The sequence below is a fragment of the Actinoplanes sp. NPDC051343 genome, from assembly GCF_044455125.1.
Lineage (GTDB): Bacteria > Actinomycetota > Actinomycetes > Mycobacteriales > Micromonosporaceae > Actinoplanes.
In genome coordinates this window covers 343,337-368,680 of sequence record NZ_JBITEL010000005.1, presented here as the reverse complement: position 1 = coordinate 368,680, position 25,344 = coordinate 343,337, and the positions used below count along the sequence as shown (strand labels likewise).

The following is a 25,344-nucleotide window of genomic DNA, read 5'->3' as shown; positions in this document are numbered from 1 at the left end:
GGTGATAGCCGGATCAACATCGTGTATGTCCATCGTAGCGTCCTCCCCGGGTGCCACGACCCTGGTCGAGGGGGTATGCATCGATATCACCGACCTGGTGGGGCTGAGCGGGCGACGCCGGACTGTACCCGCGGCGTCGCCGTTACGGCTTCAGTGCCTGATACGTACGGATGAACGGCGGCAGGCTGACCGACTCCTGGGCGACGTTACGAAGGAATACCAGATGTGCCCGACGTCGTACGACCCGCCGAACCCAGTTCGGTAGGCCTACCCGCAGCGAACTTTCGGCCGTCGGTGACACCGGCAACGGCAGGCCGAGCTTCAGTTTCACCTCCTGCGTCGGCTTCTTCCGTAAGCCCAAGTCGATTTCGAGTTCGCGCACGAGGGTGGTCAACTCGTCTTGCGCGCCTTTGATCTTGTTCAGGTCCTGCTGGTTTCTGATATCGTGTTCAATCTCGTAAACCCATGAACGGAATGCCGCTGCCTTCGAAGAATTCCGTACCTGCACGGCAGTTTCGAGAAGATCGCTGCGCCGGTTGGTCTGGCTGACGATAAAGGAGGCGATGAGCGGAAAATCGGCGCTTATCACTGGGGTGCCGAACTCGTTGTTGATCGAGGTTTCGAGCTCTTTGCGAACCCGGCCAGCTGCGCCGATGACGACATCTTTGAAGCGGATGACGGGCTGATCGAGCTGTGATCGTATCAAGCCTGAGCGCCAGGAGTGCGGCATGTAGGAGATGCTGATGAGGTGAGCGAGCTCTTGGTAGTAAAAACCGCGAAAGGCGAAGAGCGCAAAATTCTGCAGACTGCTGGGCAGGCCCTTCAAGCCGCGAGTGAAATCCTCGAGCAGTGTCCGCAACTCGGCCAATCGATGCGGGTCCTTGCAGTAATACCCGAACGAGCCCGTCGTCTTGTCGATGAAGTCGTCAGGTCCGTGGTAGACGTCTGGAAGAACGGCGACCTCGTGCATCGACGGCAGGAAGCCGAGTTCCGACTGCAGATCGCCGGACCGGACGAGATTGTTCACTTTCTGGACGCTGAGTCGGAAGAGCTCCATCTCCAGAGAAGAATCGAAGAACGCCTCGGCGACATCGGTGTCTCGGTAGAACGAACTGGACAGCGCACTGAGCTTGTTCAATGCGGGCCAGGCGGCATACTCACGACTTGACGCATCGACGACCATGCTATTGACAAGGACAATGGCCTCGAGGATGTCCATGAGCGAGCGGAGGTCGACACCTGGCGGCAATGTGCGCGGCATCAGGGGATCCCATTCGGCTGCCCGGCGCGCACCGAAGATCGTCGTATTGTCCAGAAGCATCGCGCCCTGAAAAGGGTCGGGTGGAGGCGGGACAAACGCCGGCGCATGGCGCTTGAACGAGAATAACCGAGGCATCGGCCCACGCTTCCCCTCGACCATGACGGTTGTCAATCAGAATGCCGACAAGACGCCAACAACCGGAGCTGCTCATGCGGCGCCACCGTCAACACTTCGTCCGCGGCCCCCAAGCCAGGGCCGACCGGCGCCCCCAGTCCATGGCGCACCCGGGCAAACCTCGATGTGCTGCCGGTCGACGCGTCGGCCGAGATGCCGGCAGGGCATGAAGGTGACTGGTGATCGCTGTGCGGTAGTTCGTTTTCGGGGCTGCGCATGTGGCGCTCGGGCACCGAAGTGGCGATCGGGTCGGTGCTTGCTGTCCTGCTCGCGGCACGGCAATCAGCCTGACCGAGCTGGTCGACGTTCTCCGAGGTGATCGACCATCGGCGAGCGCGGTCAATCAGGTTCAGCGGCTGAACGGGCAGGTTCGCCGGTTGTTCGAGCCGGAGCTGCCGAAAAGGGAATCGGGTGCTCGGGCGCGCGCCCCGGCCCTTCCAGCCCAGGCCCCGCGCAGAGCGAGTGGCGGCAGCGAGGCGCAGGTGCGGCTGCGGGTGTTGAGCGAGGCCGAAGGCGAGGAATGAGGCTGGAAGGCCGACGCTGTCCGTCGAGGCTGCATACGGACGCCGATGTGTTTCGCTAAGGTCGCGCGCCCCGGCCTTCCAGCCCAGGCCCCGCGCAGGGCGAGTGGCGGCAGCGGGGGTGCGGGTGGCGAAGCCCCCGCCTAGCGAGGCCGAAGGCCGAGCAAAACAAAACGAGGCTGGGAGGTCGACGCTTTCCGTCGACACAATCCAGCCCCAGTCTCGTGGAGCTGAGGGGACTCGAACCCCTGACCCCCACACTGCCAGTGTGGTGCGCTACCAGCTGCGCCACAGCCCCGTGCACTGCCCGGCTCAGCCGGGCACGGAGGAAATACTACACACCTCGGCCCGGTTGCCCGGCCCACCCCCCTCAGTTGAGCGAGGGGTCGGGCGGAAAGTGGGCCACCGCGGCGAGGATGTCGCCTTGGCGGCGGAGGACCATGGCCCACAGGTCGTCGGGGCGTTCGATGAAGGGGTCGCCGGGGAGGGCGTCGAAGACGAACCAGGAGCCGGCGGCGATTTCTTCTTCGAGCTGGCCCGCGGACCAGCCGGAGTAGCCCGCGAAGACCCGGATGCCGGCCACGCTGTCGCGGAGGCGGTCGGGGTCGGCCGAGAGGTCGACGGTGCCCAGGCTGCCGGCGACCTGGTGGAAGCCCGTGACGCGCCGTTTGACCTCGGGGCGGGTGCGGGCCAGGCAGATCGCCGATTCGGGCTGGACCGGGCCGCCCTCGAAGAGGACCGCGGGGTCGCCGGCCAGGTCGCCCCACTGGCCGAGCACGTCGCTGACCGGCACCTCGGTGGCGCGGTTGAGCACCACGCCGAGGGCGCCGCCGGTTTCGTGGGCGACCAGGAGCACGACCGTACGGTCGAAGTTTGGGTCTTTCAGGGTCGGAGTCGCAACCAGCAGTTGACCGGTCATGGACTCCATCGACCGGCCTCCGATCCGCTGACCCTCGCTATACACGGGCGGCTCGAGCCGAGCGCGAAAGGTCCTCCAGCAACGCCATGCCTCGCACATTAGCCCGTGATTCCGGCCGCCGATAAGGTCTGCGTATGAACGCGACCGCGGAGATCGGTGTCATCGGTGGCTCGGGACTGTACGCACTTCTGGACGGTGCCACGGAGCACGAGTTGTCCACGCCCTACGGTGCGCCGTCCGATCCGGTGACGATCGCCGAGGTCGGCGGGCGGAGGGTGGCGTTTCTGCCGCGCCACGGGCGCGATCACCGCTACCCGCCGCACAAGATCCCGTACCGGGCCAATCTGTGGGCGTTGCGCTCGCTGGGGGTGCGGCAGATTGTCGCCCCGTGCGCGGTCGGCGGTTTGCGGGCCGATCACGGGCCGGGCACGTTTGTGGTGCCTGACCAGCTGATCGACCGCACGAGCGGGCGCATCCAGACGTACTACGACGAGGGCGCGGTGCACGTGTCGTTCGCCGATCCGTACTGCCCGGACGGCCGGCAGGCGGCTCTCAAAGCGGCGGAAGAAACAAAGCCCGTCGACGGCGGCACGATGGTGGTCATCGAGGGTCCCCGATTTTCGACCCGGGCCGAGTCGAAGTGGTACACGGCGATCGGCGGCACGATCGTCAACATGACCGGCCATCCGGAGGCGGTGCTGGCCCGCGAGCTGGGCCTCTGTTACACCGCGATCGCCTTGGTGACCGACCTCGACGCCGGGGTCGAGGAGCAGACGGGTGTCACCCATCAGGAGGTCTTCGCGGTGTTCGGGCGGAACGTCGAGCGGCTCCGGGGCGTACTGCTCGATGCGGTGACCCGGCTCCCGGCCGAGCGGACCTGTCCGTGCCGAAATGCACTCGATGGCCTGAAATTGCCTTTCGATCTTCCGTAGCAAGTCGTAGGTTGCGGCGATGGACGGGGAGGACGGCTACTTCGACGAGCGGGTCGCTGCGACCTATGACGCCGGCACTGATGAACGGGAGATCGCCGAGACGGTTGATCTTCTGGCGGGGCTGGGTGGCAGCGCGCTCGAGTTCGCGATCGGCACCGGCCGGGTGGCGTTGCCGCTGGCCGGGCACGGGGTGCGGGTGGCCGGCATCGACATGTCGCGGGCGATGGTGGCCCGGCTGCGTGCCAAGCCCGGCGGTGACAAGATCGACGTGGCGATCGGCGACTTCTCGACCACGCGGGTCGACGGCGAGTTCGACCTGGTCTACCTCGTGTTCAACACGATCATGAATCTCACCGATCAGCAGGCCCAGGTCGCCTGCTTCCGCAACGCGGCCGCGCACCTGCGGCCGGGCGGCCGCTTCCTGATCGAGACCATGCAGCCCGACCTGCGGCGGCTGCCGCCGGGCCAGAACCTGGTGCCGTTCCAGGACGGCCCGGAGGTGTGGGCTTTCGATCGCTACGATGTCGCGACCCAGCAGATGAGCTCCAACTATCTGTCGCGGGAGGCGTTCCGCTCGATCCCGTTCCGCTATGTGTGGCCGTCCGAGCTCGACCTGATGGCGCAGATGGCAGGGCTTACGCCGGAGGACCGCTGGGAGTCGTGGTCGCGGGAGCCGTTCACCCACGAGAGCACGAGGCACGTCTCGACGTGGCGCCGCCCGGCCTAACGGGCTTCGACCAGGCGCATGCGGTCGAGGACCTGCCCGGCGTCGGGATGGCCGAGTTCGTCGAGGATGCCCAGGGCCTGCCGCCAGGCCAGGGCCGCCTGGTCGGGGCGGCCGGCCGCATGGTGGGTGTCGCCGATGTGCACCAGCGTCTCGGCCTCCAGCGAGCGGTCGTAGACGGAGCGGTAGAGCCGCATCGCCTCTCCGTACGAGTCGAGCGCCTCGTCGTACGCTCCGAGGTGGTGCTGGGCGTAGCCCATGCTGTCCCAGGCCGCGGCCTGGCCGTTGCGGTCGCCGAGTGCCCGGTGGCCCTCGATCGCCCGCCGGCATTCGGTGAGCGCCCGGGCGTGCTCGCCGGTCAGGATGTGCGTCCAGCCGATCTCGTTGCGCAGGTAGGCGAGTCCGGTCTCGAACCCGGTCTCCTGGTAGAGGCGGGCCGCCTCGGCATAGTGGGACAGCGCCTCGTCGTGCCGGAGCCGCCGGTTGAGCAGGAACGCCATGAGCCGGTGGGTGCGGGCCTGGCCGTTGCCGTCGCCGATCTCGGTGAAGATCTCGAGCGCGCGGCCGAGGTGCCGGTCGGCGGCCGCCCAGCGGCCCAGCCGGCCCTCGGCGAAGCCCAGCGCCCGCTCGGTGGACGCGACCGCGAACGGGGTGTCGGCCGCCTCCAGGGCGGCCGTCTGCACCTCGACCTGGATCAGCCAGGCGCCGATGCGGTCGAGGTACATCTCGAGGAGCGTGGACAGCCGCCAGGTGCAGGGTTTGCGCATTTTGATCGCGGCGACCAGTCCGGGGCGCTCCGCTTCGAACCAGGCGGCGGCGTCCGCGGCGTACCGGAAGGAAGCCGGAACCGAACCGGCCGCCGGAGGGTCCATCGGGGCTTCTTCCCGCCCGGGGAACAGGAGGCGGCTGGCCGCGGCCGCGCTGTGCAGGAAGTAGTCGCGTAAGCGCTCGCGGGGCGGTTCGACGTCGTCGCCGCGCACCAGTTCGCGGGCGTAGGCCCGCAGCAGGTCGTGCAGGGCGAACCGGCCCGGCTCGGTCTCGGCGACCAGGTTGGCGCGCTGCAGTTCGCCGAACGACTGCCGCACCTCGGCGGGCGTCTCCCCGGCCAGGCTGGCCGCGGCGCCCACCGAGCAGTCGGGACCGGGGTGGAGTGCCAGCAGCCGGAACAGGCGGGCGGCGGACGGGGTGAGCACCTGATAGGACCAGTCGAAGACCGACCGGACGTCGGAGTGCGGCGACTCGCCGACGAACGCGTCCAGGCTGCCGTGCGAACGCTGCAGCTCGCCCGCGATCGAGGCGAGCGAGAAGCGGGGGTTCATCGCGGCGCGGGCGCTCACCATCGCCAGGGTGAGCGGGAGCCGGCCGGTCAGCTCGACGATCTCGGCGGAGGCGGCCGGCTCCAGCGCCACCCGGTCGGCGCCGAGGCGGCGGGAGAGCAGTTCGGTCGCGTCGGCGTACGGCAGGCGTTCCAGGGTGATCGCGGTGGCGCCGTGCTCGGCGACCAGGTCGTAGAGCTGGTTGCGGCTGGTGACCACGGTCAGGCAGCCGGGCGCACCGGGCAGCAGCGGGCGCACCTGCGCGGTGTCGCGGGCGTTGTCGAGCACGACCAGCATCCGGCGGCGGGCGAGCAGGCTGCGGAACAGCGCGGCCTGCGCCGGAAGGCTGGCCGGGACGGCGGCCGCGGGCACGCCGAGCGACTCCAGAACCCCGTGCAGCGCGTCGGCCGGGCTGGTGATCGCGCGTCCGGGGTGGAAGCCGTGCAGGTCGAGGTAGAGCTGGCCGTCGGGGAAGTGGCCGGCGATCCGGTGCGCCCAGTGGACCGCCAGCGTGGTCTTGCCGACGCCGGCCATGCCGCTGATCGTGACCACGGTGGCGGCCGTCGGACTCCCGGCGATCGCGGGGAACTGGTCGAGCTCCTGCCGCCGCCCGGCGAACGCGGCCAGGTCGGCCGGAAGCTGAGCGGGGGTCTGCGACGCGGCCGGTTGCTTCCCGGTGCCGGCTTTGAGCACGCGCTGGTGGGCCGCCTGCAACTCGGCGCCCGGGTCGAGGCCCAGGTCGTCGGCGAGAAGCTGGCGCGTCGCCTGGAAGATCTCGAGCGCCTCGGCCTGCTTGCCGGTCGCGGCCAGGACCAGCATGAGCCGGGCCTGCAGCGCCTCGTCGAGCGGATGGCGGGCGGCGGCCTCCCGCACGACCGGCAGCACCCGGTCGGCGGCCTCCGGGCCGGCCTCCACCGCCAGGTCGGCGGCCGACTTCACCGCCGAGAGGTATTCGCCGTCGACCGCGACGAAGGCGGGATGCGAGCGGATCTCGTCGGGGATGCCCGCTGCGACCGGCCCGCGCCACAGGTCGAGCGCCTCCAGCAGGGACTCGGCGGTCGCCTGCCGGCGCAGGGCGCGGAACCGCCCGAGGTCCACGGCCTCCGGCGCGACGTCGAGCCGGTAGCCGCCGGAGCCGCGTACCAGAAAGCGGGAGGCACCTCGCGCCTTGAGATCCGACTCGAAAAGCCGGCGCAGCACACTGACGTGCCGCTGGACCTGGTTGAGCGCCGAATCGGGCGGCTCGTCACCCCACAGCACGGCGACGATCTCGTCCGGTGACAGCGGGTGACCGGGGTCGAGCAGGAAGAGGGCCAGGAGTGCCCGCTGCTTGGGCGGTCCCAGATCGATCTCGGTCTCACCGCGCCAGGCCCGGACCGGGCCGAGGACGGTGAAGGTCAAGGAAGCCATCAGGTGGCAAGCGTAGGTCCTGCCAACACGCGGACCGGCGAACCGGAACGCCACGCGGCGATGTCCTCGACGACCTGCTCGTACATCGAGGAATAGGCACCCTCAGTGACATAGCCGAGGTGGGGGAGCAGCACGGTGTTGGGCGCGCCGCGCAGCGGATGACCGGCCGGCAGTGGCTCGGCGTCGTAGACGTCGAGGCCCGCCCCGGCGATCGAACCCGACGCCAGAGCGCTGACCAGCGCATCTTGGTCGACTATCGGTCCGCGGGAGGTGTTGATCAAGATCGAGGAAGGTTTCATGGCGGCCAGGTCGGCGGCGCCGACCAGGCCTTCGGTACGCGGACTCAGCTTCAGGTGAACACTCACGACATCACTGACCGTGAACAGATCGTGCTTGGAGACCCAGGTCGCACCGGCCTCCGCGGCCCTCTCCGGTGTCAGATTCTGGCTCCACGCGACCACCCGCATGTCAAAAGCCCGACCGATGGCGGCCACCTGACTGCCGAGCCGGCCCAGCCCGAGCAGGCCCAGGGTGCTGCCGGCGAGGTCGGTGCCGACCGTGGTCTGCCAGCGGCCGTCGCGCAGCGCCCGATCCTCGGTCACCACGTGCCGGCGGCAGGCCAGGATGAGGGCCCAGGTGAGCTCGGCGGTGTTCCGTGACCCGTGCATCTCGGTGCCGCAGACGGTGACACCGTGCGCGGCGGCGGCCTCCATGTCGATGGCGGCGTTGGCCATGCCGGTCGTCACGAGCAGTCGCAGCCTCGGCAGCCGGTCGAAGATCTCGGCCGGGAACGGGGTGCGCTCGCGCATCGCCACCACCACGTCGGCCTCGTCGATGGCCTCCACGGGATCGGCCAGGTGCTCGTGCAGGACCTGCACGTCGTCGTCGAACTTCCCGTATTTGCGGGCCACACGCTGATAGTCGTCGAGCACCACGATCCTCATGCCTGTGTTTTATACCTCGGTCTTACCTTTGGGATTTCCGGGCAGGATCTCAGGCATGACGACCGAGGCTCCCTTCCGGCTGCGGTCGGTCGCGGTTTCGGCGTACGGGCCGGCTCTGCTCTACGGCTTCTCGTCCGGCGTGACCGCGCCGGTGATCGCGATCAGCGCGATCGAACGCGGCGCCTCGATCGCCGTCGCCGGGCTGGTCGTCTCGCTGATGGGCATCGGCGCGATCGCCTCCAACATCCCGGCCGGCGTGCTGACCACCCGGTTCGGCGAGCGCCGCTCGATGATCTGGGCGGCTGCCTTCAACGCGGCCGGCCTCGTGCTCTGCGTGGCCGACGTCGGCCTGTGGCTGTTCGCGATCGGCGTGCTGGCCCAGGGCATGGCGGGAGCGGTCTTCCAGCTGGCCCGCCAGTCCTACCTGACCGAGGTGGTGCCGCCCGCGATGCGGGCGCGGGCCATGTCGACCCTCGGTGGCTCGGCCCGGATCGGCGCCTTCGTCGGCCCCTTCGCGGGGGCGGGGCTCATCAAGCTGTACGGCCTGGACAGTGCCTACCTTGCTTCGCTGATCGTCGTCCTCGGCGCCGGGGTGATCGCCTACACGGTGCCCGACCTGCCTTCGCACGGCTCGGCCAAGGACGTCTCGACCTGGTCGATCACCCGCCGGCACTGGCGGGTGATGGCCACGCTCGGCGTCGGCGTGCTGCTGCTCTCGGCGATCCGCCAGACCCGCCAGGTGGTGGTGCCGCTGTGGGCCCACCACCTCCATCTGGACCCCAGCACCTCGTCGATCCTGTTCGGTGTCTCGGGCGCGCTCGAGGCCCTGGTCTTCTACCCGGCCGGCCTGGTGATGGACCGGTGGGGCCGCGCGGCGGTGGCCGTGCCGTGCACGCTGGTGATGGGACTGTCGTTCCTGGCCATGCCGCTGACCCACGGCGCGGTGACCCTGGGCGTGGCCGCGACCGTGATGGGCGTCGGCAACGGCATCGGCTCCGGCATCGTCAACACGCTCGGCGCGGACGTGGCACCGGCCATCGGCCGCCCGACCTTCCTGGGCGTCTGGCGGGAGCTGGCGGACGGCGGCGCCGCCCTCGGCCCGGTCCTCCTCTCGGCCGTGACCGCCCTGGCCGGCCTGGCCTCCGGCATCGTCGTCTCAGGCCTCGTCGGCTTCGCCGCGGCGGCCGTCCTGGCCCGTTTCGTCCCTCGCCGGCGAGACTCCTGAGCTACTGCCGGTCGGCCGGCGCGTAGACCAGTTCGAGGATCCCGGACGGGAAAGCCGTGCTTTTTACCAGGCGCAGGGTCACGGGCCGGTCCAACTCGGGGAACAGCGGCGCGCCCTTGCCGGTGGCGGCGGGCAGCACCCACAGCCGGTACTCGTCGACCACGCCGAGCTTGATCAGGGAGTGCATGAACGCGGTGCCGCCGGCGGCGACGAGGTCCTTGCCGGGCTCGGCCTTCAGCCGGGCGATCTCCTGTGCCGTGTCACCGGCGGCGATCCGGGTCGCGGGCCAGGCGTCGGCCGATTTCAGGCTGCGGGAGAACACCACCTTGGGGATCTCGTTCATGGCCTTGGCCGACGGGTGGTCGGAGGTGGGCCAGTATCCGGCCATGATCTCGTAGGTGTTGCGGCCCATGAGGAAGGCCCCGGCTTCCCACAGCCGGCTGACGAAGTACTTCTCCTGCTCCGGGTCGTCGATGCTCATCATGACGTCCCGAATTCCGTTGTCCCCGTCAGCGCTCTTACCGTCGAGCGAGACGTAGAAACCTAAAATCAACTTCCGCATGTCCCGACGGTAGGAAACCGGGGGGACCGGATGCATCGGGCGCAGTACGGATCCTGCGCCTCCAACTTTGGGATGAGGGCGGGGCCCCTCATTTAGAAGCGGGAGGTGTTGAGGCGCTGGGTCAGGCGGCGGCCCATGCGGGTCAGGGGCCGGGACTGCCGGGCCGCGATCCGGTCGCCCAGCGACATCAGGGCCAGCGACCGCACCGGCGCGTCGAGTGCCTTGACCGGCGGGCACTCCGGCGGGAACAGGGTCATCGCCCGGCCGGCCGGGTGGCCGCCCTCGACCAGCAGGTGGCACGTCGGCGTCACGCGCGGGTTGAGTTCCAGCAGGTGGGCCACGCCGTCCGGCGTGAGGATGAAATCCATGCCGCAGAAGCCGCTCAGCCCGAACAGGTCGACCAGTGCCCGCGCCGCCGCGGTCATGCCCGGATGCTCGATCACCCGGACCACCGCGGCCGGACCGCGTTCCGCCGAGGCCTCGAGTACTTCCAGGCAGACCAGGTCGCGGACCTCGCCGTCGAGGCAGGCCACCGTCGCGATGGCCTCGCGGCCCTCGACGTACTGCTGGGCGTTGACCACCGGCTGGCGGCCGCGCAGGCGGGCGACCAGGCCGTCCGCGTCGCGGTTGACGACCAGGCGCTTGATCGCCCGGGGGTAGGTCGGCGGGCGGGACATCGCGGCCCAGGCCGGCGCCAACTGGTCCGGCGACCGCACCGTTGCCACGCCACGGCCGCCCCAGCTGCCGTCGGTCTTGAGCATCAGGGGGTACGGCCGGCCGGAGAGTGCCGCCGGGCCGGGAACGACCTCGGTCGCCGGGACCGCGACGCCCGCTTTGCGGGCGGCTTGCGCCACGGCCGTACGCGACGAGATGTGCTCCCAGTCGCCGGGCCGGCCGAGGGAGTGCTCGATCAGCGCTCGGACCGCCGGGTCGCTCGTGTGGCCGTGCAGGCGCCGGAGCAGGGCCCAGGCCCGCTCGTCGTCGGGCAGCAGCACGTCGGGCCGGGAGGCGTGGATCGCCGCTTCGAGGCCGGCGAGGCGGCCCACCCGGCTCAGCCGGTGGTCGGCGCTGAGTGTGGTGACCGCGTCGAGAGGGTGGTCGGCCGGGCGGCAGGCGGAGACCTCGAAGCCGGCCTCGGCCAGGGCGTTCGCCAGCCGGGCGGCCGAGAACCAGCGCATGGTCGTGACGATCATCGGGCGGGCGAAGCCGGCGGCCGGGCGCAGGCCGGGCCAGTCGGGGCGGGACGCGGCCAGGCGGTGTTCGATCATCTGGGCGATCACGGCGGCCGAGGCCGGGCTGTGCATGGCCGTGAGGTGGTCGCCGGCGATGCGGAGCAGGTCGATGTGGCGGGCGTACCCGTCCCAGAGCCGGCCCGTGTCGGCGCCGAAGTGCCGGTCGACCGCCGAGGCGATCAGGGTCAGGTCGCCGTCGTAGAACTGGGGCCGGTAGCCGCCGATCGCCTGCAGCGCGGTGCCGGCCAGGGTCGGCTCGGACGTCTCGACCGTGTGCAGGTCGTCGGGCGCCGCGGTGTCGCGCCGCCGCAGCCGCTGCACGAGGCGCCCGCCGCGGTGCCGGAATTCGGCCGCCGCTTCCCGCGGGGGCAGGCGCACGATCCGGACCAGCTGCCACCACGTACGCCGGATCAGCGCCCGCTGCCAGGTGCGGCGCGGCCAGTACCGCTCGTCGAAGATCGCGTCGATCAGGAACAGCGACTCGACGGTCTCGCCGGCCGCCCGCAGCTGCTGGGCCATTTCGAACGCGGCCAGGCCGCCGAACGAGTAGCCGCCCAGCCGGTACGGCCCGGACGGCTGGGTCTGCCGGACCGCCGCGACCAGTCGCCGGGACATGTCGGCGAGGTCGGGCGGGCCACCGGCGGCGGGCACCACCGCGTACACCGACTGCGGGCCGGTGAAGGCGGCGGCCAGGCCGGCCAGCTCGGCCGGGTCGCCGCCGAGGCCCGGTACCAGGAAGAGGTTGTCGCCGGTCGAGCCCGGCCGCAGCTGCTCGAGCCGCACCCCGTCGGTGACCGGTGTGCTCATGCGGTCGTCACCGGGCGTGCGGGCTGCGTCCGCCGGGCCCGGCGCGCGAGCCGCTTCGCGACCGTGGGCGCGACGAACTCGGCCCCGACCATGAACCGCATCAGCGGGCCGAAGCTGTCGGCCGCGCCCGGTCCGACGATGTAGAGCCCGTCGACCGAGGTCTGGAAGGCGCCGTCGACCATCGGTGCGTCGTTGTGGGTGCGGACGGCCGCACGCAGCGGCCGGCTGAGGAAGCGCAGCCGTTCGACGTCCGGCAGGTAGCCGGTCGCCGCCGCCACGTGGTCGACCAGCAGCTCGGTGCGGGTGCCGTCGGCGCGGCGCAGCGTCAGCCGCACCCGGCCGTCCTCTTCGGACGCCTGCTCGATGCTGGTGCCGAGCAGGATGTCGACGCCGTCCTCGAGGCGGCCCTTCATCGGCCAGCCCGCGGCCGGCCCGAGGTGCCGCCGCACGATCGTGGTGCGCAGGTCGCCGGGCAGGAAGCGGAAGAACTGGGGGAGGTTTTCGCACACCCACGACTTCCAGCCCGGGCCCAGACCCGACGAGGGCGCTTTCATCCGTTCCCACCGGCTCCGCACGCGGTCGGACGGCGGGGAGGCGAAACGCAGCCGCTCGGCCCGCACCACCAGGGTGACGTGCGTGCCGGCCTCTTTCAGGAAGACCGCGAGGTCGATCGCCGAGGAGCCGCCACCGATCACGGCGACGTGCCGACCGGCCCAGCGTTCCATGTCGTGGTGGTCGGAGCTGTGCGACATGAGGTCCGGCCGCAGACCGGCGAGTTGCGGGGGTACCAGGCCGAAGTGGGTGATGCCGACCGCCAGGACGACCTGGTCGGCGTTCAGCGTCTCGCCGTCGTCGAGGATGAGCGTGTAGACGTCACCGACCTTGTCGAGCGAGACCACCTGCCGCTCTTCGAGGTCGGGGACGAAGCGCTCCTGAAAGGCCCGCGCGTAGTCGACGAACAGTTCGACCGGGACCGGCCGGATGGTCGGGTGGTACGGGACGCCGCGGTCCGTGCAGTAGTTCTCGAGTGTGCCCTTGCCGTCCGGATCGCTGAGGCTGGACGCGAATCCGTCCGACTTCAGGAACATGCCGGCCGGCATGTGTTGGGCCCAGGTGTCGACCGGCGTGCCGAAGATCCGATATGGAATCCCGAGCGAGCGAAGATGCGCCGCGATGGAAAGGCCGTAGGGCCCCGCTCCGATGATGGCCACTGTCACTGCGACCGTCCCCATGCCATGTGACAAAAATCGCCGAGGATTCGGCGATCGACGGGGATATTAGCTTTCCAGAAAATTCACAGATAGTCCCCTGACGGCATCTGCGCTGTCGGGAAGTCCGCAGGTCGGCACCGATCCGGGGATGGCTTCTCAGCCGAACAACCGAGGGCGCAGGGGCCGTCCGCCGCCCTGTTGTTTTGACATCGGCGAAATCATCGAGGTATACGACAAGATCAACCAGGACGTCCCCGAGGTCAGGGCTTCTTGGTCTTCTTCGATTCGTCCCGCGGCGGTTTGGGGGTGGTGCTGAAGACCGCGCCGAAGACGACGCCGACCACGGCGAGCGGGATTCCGGCGAAGACGAGCGCACCCTCAATCGTTGTCACGCCCGACCACGTTACGCCGCCAAGATCAGGGGCTTGTCGGCCATCGGCAGGGTGAAGGTCATGCGCGAGCCGCCGCCCTCGTTGCCGGTCGCAACGATGTTTCCGCCGTGCCGCTCGACGATCCGCTTGCAGATCGCGAGACCGAGCCCGGTGCCGGCGTAGCCCGCCTCGGCATGCGCCCGGTGGAAGTTCTGGAAGATCGCCTCGTGCTGGCCGGGCGGGATGCCGATGCCGTTGTCGTCGATCGTGATCCGCAGCAGGCCGTCGGCCGCCGGGGCGCCGCGCACGGTGATGTGCGGTACCACCCCGGCCGCCGTGTACTTGATCGCGTTGCCGATCAGGTTTTCCAGCAGCTGCCGGGTGAGCAGCGGGTCGGCGTGAACGTACGGCAGTTCGCCGATGTCGAAGCGGGGCATCGGGCTCGAGGTGCTCTGGGCGTGGTCGAGGCGGCCGGCGGCGACATCGCGTACGAGATCGCCGAGAGCCACCGCGGTGGGTGAGAGAGCCGCGTCGCGGGCCGTGGTGTGGGCCAGAAGGTCGTCGATCAGGCTGCGCATCCGCGCGGCCGCCCGCCGGATGCGGGCGACGCTGTCGGCCGCGAAGTGGTCGTTCTCGTCGACCTCCTCGGCCAGTGCCTCCGACCAGCCCTCGACCGTGGTCAGCGGGTTGAGCAGGTCGTGCGCGACGACCCCGGCGAACCGGGACAGCTCGTCGCGGTGCCGGCGGTCGGCGGTGACGTCATGGAAGACGACGACCGCGCGGCGTACGCCGTCCGCCCCCGCCGCGACCTCGGCGCCGCTCACCCGGATGATCCGCCCGTCGGGCACCGACGCGTTGCGGATGAGCAGGTCCATCTCCTCGTAGCGGCCGTCGAAGATGCGCCGGTGGGTGGCATCCCGTTCGGGCAGTGGGCTGCCGTCGGCCCGGAGCACGCCGTAGTAGCTGTTGTCCGGCACCCGGCCGTCCGGGCTGGTGACGCCCGCGATGCGGCCGGCCGCCGGGTTGCGCAGGAGGAACTGCCCGCGCTCGTCGACCACGGCGAGACCCTCGGTCATCGCGTCGACGATGCCGCTCAGCAGCCGGGCCTGCTCGACCGCCGCGTTCTCGGAGTCGCGCAGCCGGGCCAGCAGGGCGTCGCGTTCCGCCCGGCCGAGCGAGAGTGCCAGCCCGACGACGGTGACCGTGCCGACGAACAACTGCACCACCAGGGCGCGCATCGGATGGGAGGCGATCTGGGCGAACGGACCGCGGCCGTCGAGGGTGTACAGGATCGCCGCGGCGCCGAAGACCAGCGAGTGCAGCGCCACGAACGTGGTGCGCAGGCGCAGGCCGCCCCAGACCGAGAGGGCGATCAGCGCGAACGCGACAGGCATGCCGGGCCCGGCACCGAAGGTGAAATAGTAGGCGGCCGCGGACAGGGCGGTGACCAGCGCGTACTCCAACCGGCCGGCGTCGGTGGCGGCGCGCGGCCGGCGCCGGAGGGTCAGCAGACAGCCGATCCGGTCCAGCGCGATGCCGATGACCACGACGCTTACCGTGTTGCGGGCCAGCCAGACCGCGGTCGACTGGACGTTGTAGTGGCCGGTGGTGAGCCAGACCCCGGTCGGGCCGACCGCGGCGCCGGCCACCGTGCTCACCACGGCCGCGGCGAGGAACCGCCACAGTTCGGTGAGCGTGGCGATCGGGCGGCCGCCGGCCATCCGCACCTCGGGGAGCCACCGCTGGACCAGCGCCGCGAAGGCGAGGCCCTGGGTCAGGTTGGCCGCCGCGAAGATCGCCGACTGGCCGATGCTCGAGCCGGTCGCGTGGTTCACCGCCAGGGTGATCATGACCAGGCAGAGCGCATCCGCCCACTTCACGCGCGAGCGCCACTGGGTGACCGCCCACACGGCGAGGACGCCGGCGGCCGGCCACACCAGGCTCAGGTTGGTCGCGTCGAGCACGGTGCGGCGCCCGGCGTACGTGGTGGCCACGTACAACAGGGCGAACCACACGGTGCGCAGCAGCGACCGGCCCACGGTCTCGGACATGTCGATCTCTTCGGCAGAAGTGCCGCCCGGTTGAGGCGGCACCCTGTCTGCTACTGGCAGACGAGCGGGCCGTCCGGCCGGGAAATGGGTGAGGATCGAGCAATGACGACCTTCTCCCTGCAGGCCCTCCCCGACGACGCCGCGGGCTGGCTCGACCTGGCCCGGCGCGCCGAAGAAATCGGTTTCGAGGCGCTCTACGTGGCCGACCACCCCGGATCGTGCCCGGCCCCGTTCGTCGCCCTGGCCGCGGCGGCCGCGGTCACCGCACGGCTCCGGCTGGGGTCCTACGTCGCGAACGCGGGCGTGCGCGAGCCGATCCTGCTCGCCTCCGACGTGGCGACGCTCGACGTGGTCTCGGGCGGCCGGGCGATTCTCGGGCTGGGCGCCGGCCACACCCCGGCCGAGTGGGCCGCGGTCGGCAAGGTGCGTCCGGGCGTACGCGCCCGTGTCGACCACTGCATCGCGGTGGCCGAGGCGACCCGGCGGATGCTGGCCGGCGACGGCATGGAGAAGCCGCGCCCGGTGCAGCAGCCGGTGCCGCTGCTGATCGGCGGCGGCAACACCCGGCTGCTGGGCTGGGCGGCCGAGCACGCCGACCTCATCGGCCTCTCCGGCCTCGGCCGCACCCTGGACGACGGCCACGGGCACGAGGTGCGCTGGCACACCGGTCAGGTCGACGCCCAGGTCGAGCTGGCCGGCGGCAAGCCGATCGAGGCGCTGGTGCAGCTGGTGCAGGTCACCGACGACGCCGGTGCCGTCTACGCCGAGTGGGCCAAGGACACCTCGACCCCCGAGGAGGACCTGGTCGCGGCGCCGTTCATGCTGGCCGGGACCATCGAGGAGATCGCGGCGAAGATCAAGGCGGTCGAGTCGCGGTGGGGGATCACCCGCTTTGCCGTACGCAAACCCGCTATCGAGGTCGTCGAGGCTCTGCTCCGGCGTCACTGATCGTCGAACAGCTCCTGCTCGACGGCGGCGCGGTAGTCGACGTAGATCTTGCGATAGCGGGCCAGGGCACCCCGGTTGTCGCCCGCATCGAGCAGCCTGACGATGTCGGCGTGGCCGTCGATCCAGATGCGCCACAGGTCGCTCTCGGCGGTCATCGCCAGGATGCGCATCGTGCGGGCCACCACCAGGTCGACCATCGACTGCAGCTCGCGGTTGCCGCTGGCCAGGATCACGGTCGTGCTGAAGTCGGCCCCGGCCGCGCCGGCGGCCAGCACGTTGCCGTCTCGCAGCGCCGTCACGAACTCGTCCTGCCGCTGGCGCAGCAGCTCGAGGTGGGTGGCGGTCAGGTTGTCGACGCCCCACTCGAAGCCGGCGCAGGCGAGCACGCTCATCACGTCGATCAGCTCGAGGGCGTTCTTCTGGGTGACCCGGGTGACGTGCCGGGTGCGGTTGGGTGCGATGTCGATCAGGCCCTCGACCGAGAGCTGAGCGATCGCCTCGCGCACCGGGGTGATGCTCACCCCGAGGCGCGCGGCCAGTTCAGCGTCCTTGATCAGCGTGCCCGGCGGCAGGTCGCCGGTGACGATCTCGTTCCGCAGCTGACGGACGACCGCGGCGGTCCGGGTGGGGGGAACCGCATAGGACATGATTCTGATTCCTTTGAGGGGCGGCGGCGGGAGCGGTCGGATGGGATACCGGCACTGTACTCACGGTGACCGCGCGGTTTCCGCCTACCCGGTGTCGATCATTCTGGCACTTGCAGTAACGGCTATTTGGTCGTCAGTTTGGTGCTTCCGGTCTTCGGCGTCTCGAACGCGGTCAGCACGAGGCTGGCCGTGACATCGTCGGCGTTCGTACCGTCGGCGTCCGCCTTCGCGGTCAGACCGACCGACGAGATCAGCACCGCTCGTCCCTGTGCGTTCTGCATGCGCAGCAGGAACGCGCTCATGTCGTTGACGTTGCCCTCGACGCTCAGGGTGATCGCCACCTCGTTGACCGAGGGCAGCGCCTCGGAGGCGGTCGGCTCGCCGACGGTCAGGCTGTTGATGTCGACGTTCGCCGCGGTGCCGAAATCCTGCAGCTGGTTGAGGAACGCGGCCTGCGGGTTGTTGGCCGGCAGGGCGTCCTCGGACGGCAGAGCCTTCTGGTAGGCGGCGTACTGGGCCCTCATCGCGGGCAGCTGCTTCTTCTTGGCGTCGAGCTCGGACAGCTGGCGCCGGAGCTTGGCGAGCTGGACGTTCCCGTCGCCGACCTGGTCGCGTACGGCAGCGGTGTCGGTGTGCCGTGGGCTGATCACGAGGAACCAGCTGGCGACCGCGAGCAGGGCGATGACCACGATGCCGCCCATCAGCCAGAGCCGGTCGGTGCGCTGCGTCATCACTTGCCTCCGGTCTTGCAGGGGGTGGTGAACCGGCCGCACAGGGCGGACGACGTCACGTCGGCGCTGATGGTGAACGTGTAGTGGGCTGCGGTGTCGGCGGTCTCCGCGGACTGCGAGGCCGTGGTCAGGTACGGGTTGCCGATGCCGGGCGTCGAACCGAGCTTCTTGATGAACCCGGCGATCGTGCTCTTGTCCTTGGCCGTGCCCTGGAGGCTCAGCGTGGCGACCGGCGCGGCGCCGGCGGTCGCCGGGCCGGTGGTCGTCGTGCCCTTGTCGGCCAGCGACACCGTGATCTGAGAGATCGTGATCTCGGCCTTGGTGCCGGTCGAGCGCACGTTGTCGAGCAGGGTCGACCAGCGCAGATCGTTCGCCATCAGCGTCTTGAGCTCGTCCGACATCGCCTTGTTGTCGCTGACGGCCTTGGTGACCGCGGCGTGCTGCGGGTCGGTCATGGTGTTGTTGACCTTGTCGATCTGGGCATTGACCGCGGCCAGGTCGTCCTTGGCCAGGCTGTGGTCGTGGTACGCGTCGGCGCTCCAGCCGCCGAGCCCGGCGATCGCCACCAGCACCGCGGCGATCACGAAGGCCCGCATCCGGCGGGCGTTGCGCCGGCTGGTGATCTCCGACGGGAGCAGCTTGGCCCGGATCGGCAGCAGGCGGGCGACCTGCTGCGGCGACATCGCCGGGTCGAGGGGCATCAGGCTGGTGCTCATCAGGCGGCCGCTCCCAACGTCAGGCCGATCGACACGGCGGCCGACGGCACGAAACTGTCGAAGCCGCGCTCGCGGCCCTTGCGGGTGTCGCGCAGCCGGCTGGCGCTGTCCGCGTACATCACCCGCAGGTTCAGCTGGGACTGCAGGTGCTCGGCGAGGCCGGGCATCAGCGCGCTGCCGCCGCACAGGGAGATCCGGGTGACCTGCTTCTGCCGCTCGCCCGACGCCAGGTAGGTGAACGAGCTGCGCAGCTCGCTGACCAGGGGGCGGATGGCGTCGAGGGCGGCGTCCGAGGTCGCCGGGTTGCCGTCGCCGTGCAGGCCGAACCGGCACTTGATCGACTCGGCCTCCTGCTCGGGCACGCCGAGCCGGGTGGCCATGCTCGCGGTGATCTCGCTGCCGCCGCGCGGCACCGTCCGGACGATCAACGGCTCGCCGTCGACGTGCACGACGACGCTTGTCACCTCGGAGCCGACGTCGACGATGGCCTCGACCTGGGCGTCCAGCCGGGAGGCGGCGCGCAGCAGGGCGAACGAGGCGAGGTCGACCGCGTCCACGTGCAGGCCGGCCTTGTCGCACGCCTCGACCGCGGCCAGCACCGCGTCCTTGGGCATGGCGATCAGCAGGCCGCGTACGGTCGGGTTGCTGCCCGGTTCCTCGAGCGGATAGAAGTCGAGCAGCGAGCGTTCGACGGCCAGCGGCAGCGCGTCCTTGACCTGGAACGGCAGGGCCTGGCGCATCTCCTTGGCCGGCAGGTTCGCCACCGACATCTCGCGCACCACCAGCTGCGGGCTGGTCACGCCGAGGCTCACGTGCTTGGTGCCGAACTTGCAGGCCGCCCAGAGCTGTTTGAGCGCCGCGGTGACCGCGCCCGGCTCCTGGATGACGCCGCCGGTCACGGTGCCGGCGGGCAGCGGGACCTGGCCGAAGTTCGACAGTGCGAACTCGTCCTTGTTGCGCCGGACCTCGACCGCCCGGATCGAGGACGAGCCGATGTCGAGCCCGATCGGGATGACGCCAGCCATCGAGGGTCCTTTCAGCTGGTGGGGAGCAGGAGGGAGGTGTACCAGTGCGCGATCGGGGCGGCCGCGAAGACCGCCAGGAACGCGCCGGCGAGCATGTAGGGGCCGAACGGGATCCGGCTCTTGCGGTCGGCCAGCTTGAGCACCATGAGCAGCGCGCCGACCACGCCGCCGAGCAGGAAGCCAGCGAACGCGCCGACCGCGACCGAGCTCCAGCCCAGCCAGCCCAGATAGAGCCCGAGCAGCGGGGCGAGCTTCACGTCGCCGCCGCCCATGCCTCGGGGCAGGACGGCCAGGACGAAGTAGAGGCCGTAGAGCAGCACGGCCGCGATCAGGCCGCGGGTGGCGGCGGCCCAGCTGTGCTCGGCCACGACGGCCGGGGCGAGCAGGGCGACCGCTACCCCGTACGAGGGGAGGACGATCTTGTCGGGCAGCCGCATGACGTCAAGGTCGATGGCGGCCAGGGCGACCGCGATCGCGGCCAGGTAGAGGTAGGCCGGCAGTTCCCAGGAGAGCCCGAAGCGGGCGGCGACCGCGACGAACAGCAGCCCCGTGCCGGCCTCGACGAGCGGGTAGCGGGCGCTGATCGGAGCCTGGCAGTCGGCGCATTTCCCGCGCAGCAGCAGCCAGCCGAGCACCGGGACGTTGTGCCGGTTGCGCACCACGTGACCGCAGTGCGGGCAGTGCGACCCGGGCGTGACCAGCGACTCGTTGCGGGGCACCCGGTAGATCACGACGTTCAGGAACGAGCCGACGACGAGACCGAGAAGGCCGGCAAAGCCCAGCAGCATGACCTGCATGTCGAATTCCTCCTCGGTCCGCGTCGCTTACGCCGGTGTCACGTGCAGCTGGCAACGGGCAGCGGGTCGGCGTAGGTGATCGTGGAGCTCGCGAGCACGGACCCGCCGGCCGAGCTGTCGTAGAAGTAGACCTTGTTGCTGCCGCCGGTGTTGTACGCGCAGAGCTTGTACGAGGTGGTGCCGACCGGGACGTAGATCATCTTCGACTTGTCGGACAACGTGACCTTGGCGGTCGTCGAGGCTCCAAGGGGGAATGTGGCGGTCTGGAGGGTGGTCGGGGTAGTCGGGTATGCGTTGCCGTTATCGGTGTAGTACTGCTCGATCGCGCTGATCGCGCCGCGCACGTCGGACTGGGCCGACTTGTCGGCCGCCCCCTTGCGGTAGTTCAGGTACACCGGCACGGCAATCGCGACCAGGACGCCGATGATGACCACGACGACAAGGAGCTCGATGAGGGTGAAGCCCTCGTCGCCTTTCTTGGCGCGGAGCCGGTTGATGATGTCGTGCATGGGGCGTGCCTCCAGTAGGCGTCAGGTGGGGCGGTTGTGTTTTCAAGGGCTCGGGCGCCCGACGACCGACGGGAGACCGGTCGTTAACTACTCCTGAGCGTCAGTTGCTCTGGATGTTCTGGTAGATGGTGAACATCGGCAGGTACAGACAGATCACCATTCCGCCGACCACCGCGCCCATGACGAGCACCATGATCGGTTCGATCGAAGCGGTCAGGGACTCGGCAGCCGCGTCGACTTCCCTGTCATAGAAATCGGCAACCTTGTCGAGCATCTGACTGATCTGACCGCTTTCTTCCCCGACTTCGATCATCTGCGTGACCATGGCCGGGAAGATGTCGTGGTGCCGCATGGCCGATGACATGGGGTTTCCGTCGCGTACCGCGCTCTGTACGTCTTTCATGGCCATGTTGATGACCTCGTTGCCGGTCGTCTCGCCGACCACGGTCAACGCCTGCATCACCGGCACGCCCACGTTCAGCAGCAGGCCCAGGTTGCGGGAGAAGCGGCTCATGGCGAGCTTGCGGAAGAGCGATCCGAAGACCGGCATTTTCAGCTTGAGCTTGTCGACCTTGAGCCGGAAGGTGGCGCTCTTGCGCGACTGCTGCTTGTAGAAGACCGTGGTGCCGACCCCGATGACGATGACCAGCGGGCCGATCCACCACATGTTGTGGCTGGCGTCGACCAGGAACTGGGTGATGCCCGGCAGCTGGCCACCGAGGTTCTTGAACATGTTCTCGAAGATCGGCACGATGAAGATCAGCACGGCGGCGATCAGCACGAACGTGAACGACAGCACGATCGCCGGGTACGTCATCGCGCTCTTGATCTTGCCGCGGAGCGCGGTGTCCTTCTCGAGGCTGTCGGCGATCTGCTCGAGAGCGCGGTCGATCATACCGCCGGCCTCGCCGGCCCGGATCATGGCGATCATCAGGCGCGGGAAGACCCGGTCGTGCTTGGCCATCGACGCCGAGAGCGAGACGCCGGAGGCCACGTCGGTGCGGATCTCCCCGATCGCGGTCTTCAGCTTGGGGGAGCTGGTCTGCTCCTCGAGGATCGACAGCGAACGCAGCAGCGACATGCCGGAGGCGGTCATCGTCGCGAACTGCCGGGCGAAGACCGCGAGGTCCTTCAGCTTGAGCCGGCCGCCGAGGCCCGGGATCTTGAGGTCCTTGTTGAGGCCCTGGCCGGCCTCGGACAGGTCGAGCGGAGTCTCACCCCGCTGCCGCAGCATGTGGGTCGCGGCGGCCTCGTTCGGCGCCTCGACCGTGCCCTTGGTGCGGCGGCCGGTCGAGTCGATGCTGTTGTAGTGGTAGGTCTTGGTCCCCGGCATCGGTCACATCCGTCCCACGAGACGCTTGAGTTCTTCCTGGGAGTGGCACAGCTCGAGGGCGACCTGCAGCGTGACGATGCCCTCGCGGACCTTCTCGGCCAGGTGCTGGTCGAAGGCCAACATGCCGTCGCCGGCGCCGGCCTGCATGAACGAGGGGATCTGATGCGACTTGCCCTCGCGGATCAGGCTGCGGATGGCCGGGGTCGCGGTCAGGATCTCGCAGACCACCGTCCGGCCCTTGTTGTCCGCCCGGGGGGCCAGCGCCTGGGTGACGACGCCCTGCAGCGAGGCCGCGAGCTGAGCCCGGATCTGCAGCTGCTGGTGCGGCGGGAAGATGTCGATGACGCGGTCGATGGTCTGGGTGGCGCTCTGCGTGTGCAGGGTCGCCAGCACCAGGTGACCGGTCTCGGCGGCGGTCAGCGCGGTCGCCGTCGTCTCCAGGTCGCGGAGCTCACCGACCAGGATGATGTCCGGGTCCTGCCGCAGCGCGTGCTTGAGCGCGCTGGCGAAGTCCTCGGTGTCCGAGCCGACCTCGCGCTGGTTGACCACGCTGCGCTTGTGCGGGTGCAGGAACTCGATCGGGTCCTCGATCGTGATGATGTGGTCCGCCCGGCTGCGGTTGGCCAGGTCGAGGATCGAGGCGAGCGTGGTGGTCTTGCCGGAACCGGTCGGCCCGGTCACCAGCACCAGGCCACGCGGCAGGTGCGCGAAGCGGGCCACCGAGTCGGGCATGCCCAGCTCGTCCAGCGGCTTGATCTCGTGGGGGATGGCCCGGAAGACCGCGCCGCACGAGTTGCGCTGGATGTACAGGTTGCCGCGGAACCGGGAGACGCCGACGATGCTGTGGGCGAAGTCGAGTTCCTGTTCCTTCTCGAAGGTCGCCCACTGCTCGGGCGAGACCGCGGCGCGGGCCAGCAGCGCGGTGTCGGCCGAGTTCAGGTTGCCGTAGCCGGGGATCGGCCGCAGCGAGCCGTTCACCCGGATCATCGGTGGCGTGCCGACCGTCAGGTGGAGGTCGGAGCCGCGTGATTCGACGAGGGTGACAAGCATCTGATTGAGCACGGCCAGATCGCCGGGCCCGGGTCCGGTCGGTTCCATCGGGGCCGGCTGGTGCGGCACCTGTTGATCTAGCGTGTACATCTGCACCGGCAATCTCTTCGCAGGTCTTGACGCCACCTAAATTCGGCACCTGAACGAGCAGCTTTAGGACCGGTTCGGCCGGATTCGAGCGGGCGCGCGGTTGGCGGGGTAGGGTGCGTCGCTCAGATGGCGACGCGGGAGATCTCGCGGATCGAGGTGAGACCGCCGGCCGCCTTGGCCAGGCCGTCCGCGCGCAGGTCGTACATGCCCTGTTCGATCGCGACCTCGCGGATCTCGTTCGACGAGGCCCGCCGGATGGTCAGCGACTCGATCTCGGGGGAGACCGTCATCACCTCGTGGATCGCGACCCGGCCCCGATAGCCGGTGTTGGCGCAGTTGCGGCAGCCGACCGGGCGGTAGACCCACTGCGGCACGGTCAGGTCCTCCTCCGGCCATTTCGCGCCGATCAGTTCCTCCTCGGTCGGCACGTACGCCTCCTTGCACCAGTCGCAGAGGCGCCGCGCGAGCCGCTGGGCGAGCACCGCGTCGAGCGAGGAGCCGACCAGGAACGGCTCGATGCCCATCTCGGTGAGACGGGTGATCGCGCCGGGGGCGTCGTTGGTGTGCAGGGTCGAGAGCACGAGGTGACCGGTGAGCGAGGCCTCGACCGCGATCTGCGCGGTGTCGCCGTCCCGGATCTCACCGATCAGCACGACGTCGGGGTCGGACCGCAGGATGGCCGGCAGCACCGCGGCGAAGGTCAGGCCCGCCTTGGCGTTCACCTGCACCTGGTTGACGCCGTGCAGACGGTACTCGACCGGGTCCTCGACCGTGATCACGTTGACCTCGGGCTTGCTGATCTGGCCCAGCGTGGCGTAGAGCGTGGTCGACTTGCCGGAACCGGTCGGGCCGGTGACCAGCACCATGCCGTGCGGCTTGGTGAACGACTCGGCGAACCGCTCCAGGTTCTGGCTCGTGAAGCCGAGCTTGTTCATGTCGAGGTCGATGCCGCCGGTGTCGAGCACCCGGAGCACGATCTTCTCGCCCCACACCGTGGGCAGCGTCGCGGTACGCAGGTCGACCGTACGGTCGCGGATCATCGCCGTGATGCGGCCGTTCTGCGGCACCCGCCTCTCGGTGATGTCGACGCCCGACATGATCTTGATGCGGGAGATCAGCGCGTTCATGACGCCGCGCGGAATGATGTCCACCTCGTGCAGCACGCCGTCGATGCGGTAGCGGACCCGCATGTCGTCCTCGGTCGGCTCGAGGTGGAGGTCGGAGGCACGGTTCTGCACCGCCTGCTCGATGAGGCTGTTGACGTAGCGGACGATCGGCGCGTCGTCGGCGCTCGTCGCCTGCGCGGTCATCGAGTTCGACTCGTCGAGCTCGCTCTCCATCTCGCCCAGGTCGCTCGACTCGCGCTGGAGGCGTTCGATGATCCGGCGGACCTCGCTGCGGGCGACGACCACCGGGCGTACGGTCATTCCGGTCGCCGCACGTACGTCGTCCAGCGCGACCACGTCGCCCGGGTCGGTGACACCGACGATGATCTCGCCGTTGGCCATCGACAGGCCGAGCACCCGGTGCCGGAGCACGACCGGGAGCGGGATGCGCTTGAGGGCCGCCGGGTCGGGGACGAAGCTGACCAGGTCGACCGTGTTGATGCCGAACGCCCGGGCGGCCGCCGCGGTCAGCTGCTCCTCGGTGACCACGTTGTCGTTGATCAGGACCGCACGCACCGAGCGACCGCTCTTCTGCGCCTCGTCGGCTGCAGCGTCGATCGCGACCGGGTCGACGCCGATCTGCTTCAGCGCTTCGAGCAGCGGGCGGAAGGTCTGGTCCATGACATCCTCAGCGGCGGCAATTACACGGTTGGCATCTGCCCATCGGATACG

22 protein-coding genes and 1 tRNA gene are annotated in these 25,344 nt (G+C 69.7%); 4 read left to right on the top strand and 19 right to left on the bottom strand.

Annotation, left to right across the window (positions count from 1 at the left end):
* Positions 1-142 precede the first annotated feature (142 nt).
* The 3 genes from ACIA5C_RS19120 to ACIA5C_RS19110 form a co-directional block, all read right to left on the bottom strand.
* Complete coding sequence (locus tag ACIA5C_RS19120) at positions 143-1,420, bottom strand: hypothetical protein (RefSeq protein ID WP_396056290.1); 1,278 nt, start codon at positions 1,418-1,420, stop codon at positions 143-145.
* Positions 1,421-2,181: 761 nt separating this feature from the next.
* Positions 2,182-2,254, bottom strand: a tRNA-Ala gene (locus ACIA5C_RS19115).
* A 72-nt stretch (positions 2,255-2,326) separates the two neighbouring features.
* On the bottom strand, positions 2,327-2,884 hold the full coding sequence (locus ACIA5C_RS19110; RefSeq protein WP_396056288.1) for a YqgE/AlgH family protein: 558 nt from the start codon (positions 2,882-2,884) through the stop codon (positions 2,327-2,329).
* A 125-nt stretch (positions 2,885-3,009) separates the two neighbouring features.
* Here ACIA5C_RS19110 and ACIA5C_RS19105 point away from each other — a divergent pair, with 125 nt between their 5' ends.
* Positions 3,010-3,807: an S-methyl-5'-thioadenosine phosphorylase gene (locus ACIA5C_RS19105; protein ID WP_396056286.1), complete on the top strand. Its 798-nt coding sequence runs from the start codon at positions 3,010-3,012 to the stop codon at positions 3,805-3,807.
* Between the two features lie 19 nt (positions 3,808-3,826).
* Positions 3,827-4,534, top strand: a complete 708-nt coding sequence (locus ACIA5C_RS19100) for a class I SAM-dependent methyltransferase (protein ID WP_396056284.1) — start codon at positions 3,827-3,829, stop codon at positions 4,532-4,534.
* Here ACIA5C_RS19100 and ACIA5C_RS19095 read toward each other — a convergent pair.
* Together ACIA5C_RS19095 and ACIA5C_RS19090 are read right to left on the bottom strand one after the other, a co-directional pair.
* A complete protein-coding gene (locus ACIA5C_RS19095; RefSeq protein ID WP_396056281.1) occupies positions 4,531-7,257 on the bottom strand; it encodes a BTAD domain-containing putative transcriptional regulator in 2,727 nt (908 codons plus the stop codon). The genes ACIA5C_RS19100 and ACIA5C_RS19095 overlap by 4 nt on opposite strands.
* Positions 7,257-8,201 carry a D-2-hydroxyacid dehydrogenase family protein gene (locus tag ACIA5C_RS19090; protein ID WP_396056279.1) on the bottom strand — a complete coding sequence of 315 codons (945 nt, stop codon included), beginning with the start codon at positions 8,199-8,201 and terminating at the stop codon, positions 7,257-7,259. Before ACIA5C_RS19090 ends, ACIA5C_RS19095 begins: the two co-directional genes overlap by 1 nt.
* Before the next feature lie 55 nt (positions 8,202-8,256).
* On the opposite strand from ACIA5C_RS19090, the gene ACIA5C_RS19085 reads away from it, so the two are divergent.
* Entirely contained in the window at positions 8,257-9,426 is a 1,170-nt protein-coding gene (locus tag ACIA5C_RS19085; protein WP_396056277.1) for an MFS transporter, read from the top strand.
* A 1-nt stretch (position 9,427) separates the two neighbouring features.
* Here ACIA5C_RS19085 and ACIA5C_RS19080 read toward each other — a convergent pair whose 3' ends face one another.
* The 5 genes from ACIA5C_RS19080 to ACIA5C_RS19060 all read right to left on the bottom strand — a co-directional run bounded on the left by ACIA5C_RS19080 (position 9,428) and on the right by ACIA5C_RS19060 (position 15,660).
* Entirely contained in the window at positions 9,428-9,988 is a 561-nt protein-coding gene (locus tag ACIA5C_RS19080) for a dihydrofolate reductase family protein (RefSeq protein ID WP_396056275.1), read from the bottom strand.
* A 92-nt stretch (positions 9,989-10,080) separates the two neighbouring features.
* On the bottom strand, positions 10,081-12,027 hold the full coding sequence (locus ACIA5C_RS19075; protein ID WP_396056273.1) for a thioesterase domain-containing protein: 1,947 nt from the start codon (positions 12,025-12,027) through the stop codon (positions 10,081-10,083).
* The gene (locus tag ACIA5C_RS19070; RefSeq protein WP_396056271.1) at positions 12,024-13,244 is read right to left on the bottom strand and encodes an FAD-dependent oxidoreductase; all 1,221 of its coding nucleotides are present in this window, start codon (positions 13,242-13,244) and stop codon (positions 12,024-12,026) included. Before ACIA5C_RS19070 ends, ACIA5C_RS19075 begins: the two co-directional genes overlap by 4 nt.
* A 254-nt stretch (positions 13,245-13,498) precedes the next feature.
* Positions 13,499-13,630: a hypothetical protein gene (locus tag ACIA5C_RS19065; RefSeq protein WP_396056269.1), complete on the bottom strand. Its 132-nt coding sequence runs from the start codon at positions 13,628-13,630 to the stop codon at positions 13,499-13,501.
* 11 nt (positions 13,631-13,641) lie between these two features.
* On the bottom strand, positions 13,642-15,660 hold the full coding sequence (locus ACIA5C_RS19060; protein ID WP_396056267.1) for an ATP-binding protein: 2,019 nt from the start codon (positions 15,658-15,660) through the stop codon (positions 13,642-13,644).
* Positions 15,661-15,762: 102 nt separating this feature from the next.
* Between ACIA5C_RS19060 and ACIA5C_RS19055 the strand changes: the two genes are divergently transcribed.
* Positions 15,763-16,608 (top strand): LLM class flavin-dependent oxidoreductase, encoded by an 846-nt coding sequence (locus tag ACIA5C_RS19055; RefSeq protein ID WP_396056265.1) that lies wholly within the window; start codon positions 15,763-15,765, stop codon positions 16,606-16,608.
* Here ACIA5C_RS19055 and ACIA5C_RS19050 read toward each other — a convergent pair.
* From ACIA5C_RS19050 to ACIA5C_RS19010, 9 genes are all read right to left on the bottom strand, one after another.
* Entirely contained in the window at positions 16,602-17,255 is a 654-nt protein-coding gene (locus ACIA5C_RS19050; protein WP_396056263.1) for a GntR family transcriptional regulator, read from the bottom strand. The genes ACIA5C_RS19055 and ACIA5C_RS19050 overlap by 7 nt on opposite strands.
* Before the next feature lie 122 nt (positions 17,256-17,377).
* Positions 17,378-17,986: a type 4a pilus biogenesis protein PilO gene (locus tag ACIA5C_RS19045; protein WP_396056261.1), complete on the bottom strand. Its 609-nt coding sequence runs from the start codon at positions 17,984-17,986 to the stop codon at positions 17,378-17,380.
* Positions 17,986-18,702 carry a PilN domain-containing protein gene (locus ACIA5C_RS19040; protein ID WP_396056259.1) on the bottom strand — a complete coding sequence of 239 codons (717 nt, stop codon included), beginning with the start codon at positions 18,700-18,702 and terminating at the stop codon, positions 17,986-17,988. Before ACIA5C_RS19040 ends, ACIA5C_RS19045 begins: the two co-directional genes overlap by 1 nt.
* Positions 18,702-19,727 (bottom strand): type IV pilus assembly protein PilM, encoded by a 1,026-nt coding sequence (pilM, locus tag ACIA5C_RS19035; protein ID WP_396056257.1) that lies wholly within the window; start codon positions 19,725-19,727, stop codon positions 18,702-18,704. Before pilM ends, ACIA5C_RS19040 begins: the two co-directional genes overlap by 1 nt.
* Positions 19,728-19,738: 11 nt before the next feature.
* Positions 19,739-20,524 (bottom strand): prepilin peptidase, encoded by a 786-nt coding sequence (locus ACIA5C_RS19030; RefSeq protein ID WP_396056254.1) that lies wholly within the window; start codon positions 20,522-20,524, stop codon positions 19,739-19,741.
* A 38-nt stretch (positions 20,525-20,562) separates the two neighbouring features.
* A complete protein-coding gene (locus tag ACIA5C_RS19025; protein WP_396056252.1) occupies positions 20,563-21,033 on the bottom strand; it encodes a type II secretion system protein in 471 nt (156 codons plus the stop codon).
* 100 nt (positions 21,034-21,133) lie between these two features.
* Positions 21,134-22,366, bottom strand: a complete 1,233-nt coding sequence (locus tag ACIA5C_RS19020; protein WP_396056250.1) for a type II secretion system F family protein — start codon at positions 22,364-22,366, stop codon at positions 21,134-21,136.
* Positions 22,367-22,369: 3 nt separating this feature from the next.
* A complete protein-coding gene (locus ACIA5C_RS19015; RefSeq protein ID WP_396056248.1) occupies positions 22,370-23,464 on the bottom strand; it encodes a type IV pilus twitching motility protein PilT in 1,095 nt (364 codons plus the stop codon).
* A gap of 164 nt (positions 23,465-23,628) precedes the next feature.
* The gene (locus ACIA5C_RS19010) at positions 23,629-25,293 is read right to left on the bottom strand and encodes a GspE/PulE family protein (protein ID WP_396056246.1); all 1,665 of its coding nucleotides are present in this window, start codon (positions 25,291-25,293) and stop codon (positions 23,629-23,631) included.
* Between the last annotated feature and the right edge of the window lie 51 nt (positions 25,294-25,344).

Coding starts and splice junctions, on each gene's coding strand:
- pilM (WP_396056257.1), bottom strand. CDS start 19,727: ATGGCTGGCGTCATCCCGATCGGGCTCGACATCGGCTCGTCCTCGATC.
- ACIA5C_RS19105 (WP_396056286.1), top strand. CDS start 3,010: ATGAACGCGACCGCGGAGATCGGTGTCATCGGTGGCTCGGGACTGTAC.
- ACIA5C_RS19100 (WP_396056284.1), top strand. CDS start 3,827: ATGGACGGGGAGGACGGCTACTTCGACGAGCGGGTCGCTGCGACCTAT.
- ACIA5C_RS19010 (WP_396056246.1), bottom strand. CDS start 25,293: ATGGACCAGACCTTCCGCCCGCTGCTCGAAGCGCTGAAGCAGATCGGC.
- ACIA5C_RS19095 (WP_396056281.1), bottom strand. CDS start 7,257: ATGGCTTCCTTGACCTTCACCGTCCTCGGCCCGGTCCGGGCCTGGCGC.
- ACIA5C_RS19025 (WP_396056252.1), bottom strand. CDS start 21,033: ATGCACGACATCATCAACCGGCTCCGCGCCAAGAAAGGCGACGAGGGC.
- ACIA5C_RS19020 (WP_396056250.1), bottom strand. CDS start 22,366: ATGCCGGGGACCAAGACCTACCACTACAACAGCATCGACTCGACCGGC.
- ACIA5C_RS19075 (WP_396056273.1), bottom strand. CDS start 12,027: ATGAGCACACCGGTCACCGACGGGGTGCGGCTCGAGCAGCTGCGGCCG.
- ACIA5C_RS19060 (WP_396056267.1), bottom strand. CDS start 15,660: ATGTCCGAGACCGTGGGCCGGTCGCTGCTGCGCACCGTGTGGTTCGCC.
- ACIA5C_RS19040 (WP_396056259.1), bottom strand. CDS start 18,702: ATGAGCACCAGCCTGATGCCCCTCGACCCGGCGATGTCGCCGCAGCAG.
- ACIA5C_RS19050 (WP_396056263.1), bottom strand. CDS start 17,255: ATGTCCTATGCGGTTCCCCCCACCCGGACCGCCGCGGTCGTCCGTCAG.
- ACIA5C_RS19120 (WP_396056290.1), bottom strand. CDS start 1,420: ATGGTCGAGGGGAAGCGTGGGCCGATGCCTCGGTTATTCTCGTTCAAG.
- ACIA5C_RS19110 (WP_396056288.1), bottom strand. CDS start 2,884: ATGGAGTCCATGACCGGTCAACTGCTGGTTGCGACTCCGACCCTGAAA.
- ACIA5C_RS19045 (WP_396056261.1), bottom strand. CDS start 17,986: ATGACGCAGCGCACCGACCGGCTCTGGCTGATGGGCGGCATCGTGGTC.
- ACIA5C_RS19055 (WP_396056265.1), top strand. CDS start 15,763: ATGACGACCTTCTCCCTGCAGGCCCTCCCCGACGACGCCGCGGGCTGG.
- ACIA5C_RS19030 (WP_396056254.1), bottom strand. CDS start 20,524: ATGCAGGTCATGCTGCTGGGCTTTGCCGGCCTTCTCGGTCTCGTCGTC.
- ACIA5C_RS19015 (WP_396056248.1), bottom strand. CDS start 23,464: ATGGAACCGACCGGACCCGGGCCCGGCGATCTGGCCGTGCTCAATCAG.
- ACIA5C_RS19090 (WP_396056279.1), bottom strand. CDS start 8,201: ATGAGGATCGTGGTGCTCGACGACTATCAGCGTGTGGCCCGCAAATAC.
- ACIA5C_RS19085 (WP_396056277.1), top strand. CDS start 8,257: ATGACGACCGAGGCTCCCTTCCGGCTGCGGTCGGTCGCGGTTTCGGCG.
- ACIA5C_RS19080 (WP_396056275.1), bottom strand. CDS start 9,988: ATGCGGAAGTTGATTTTAGGTTTCTACGTCTCGCTCGACGGTAAGAGC.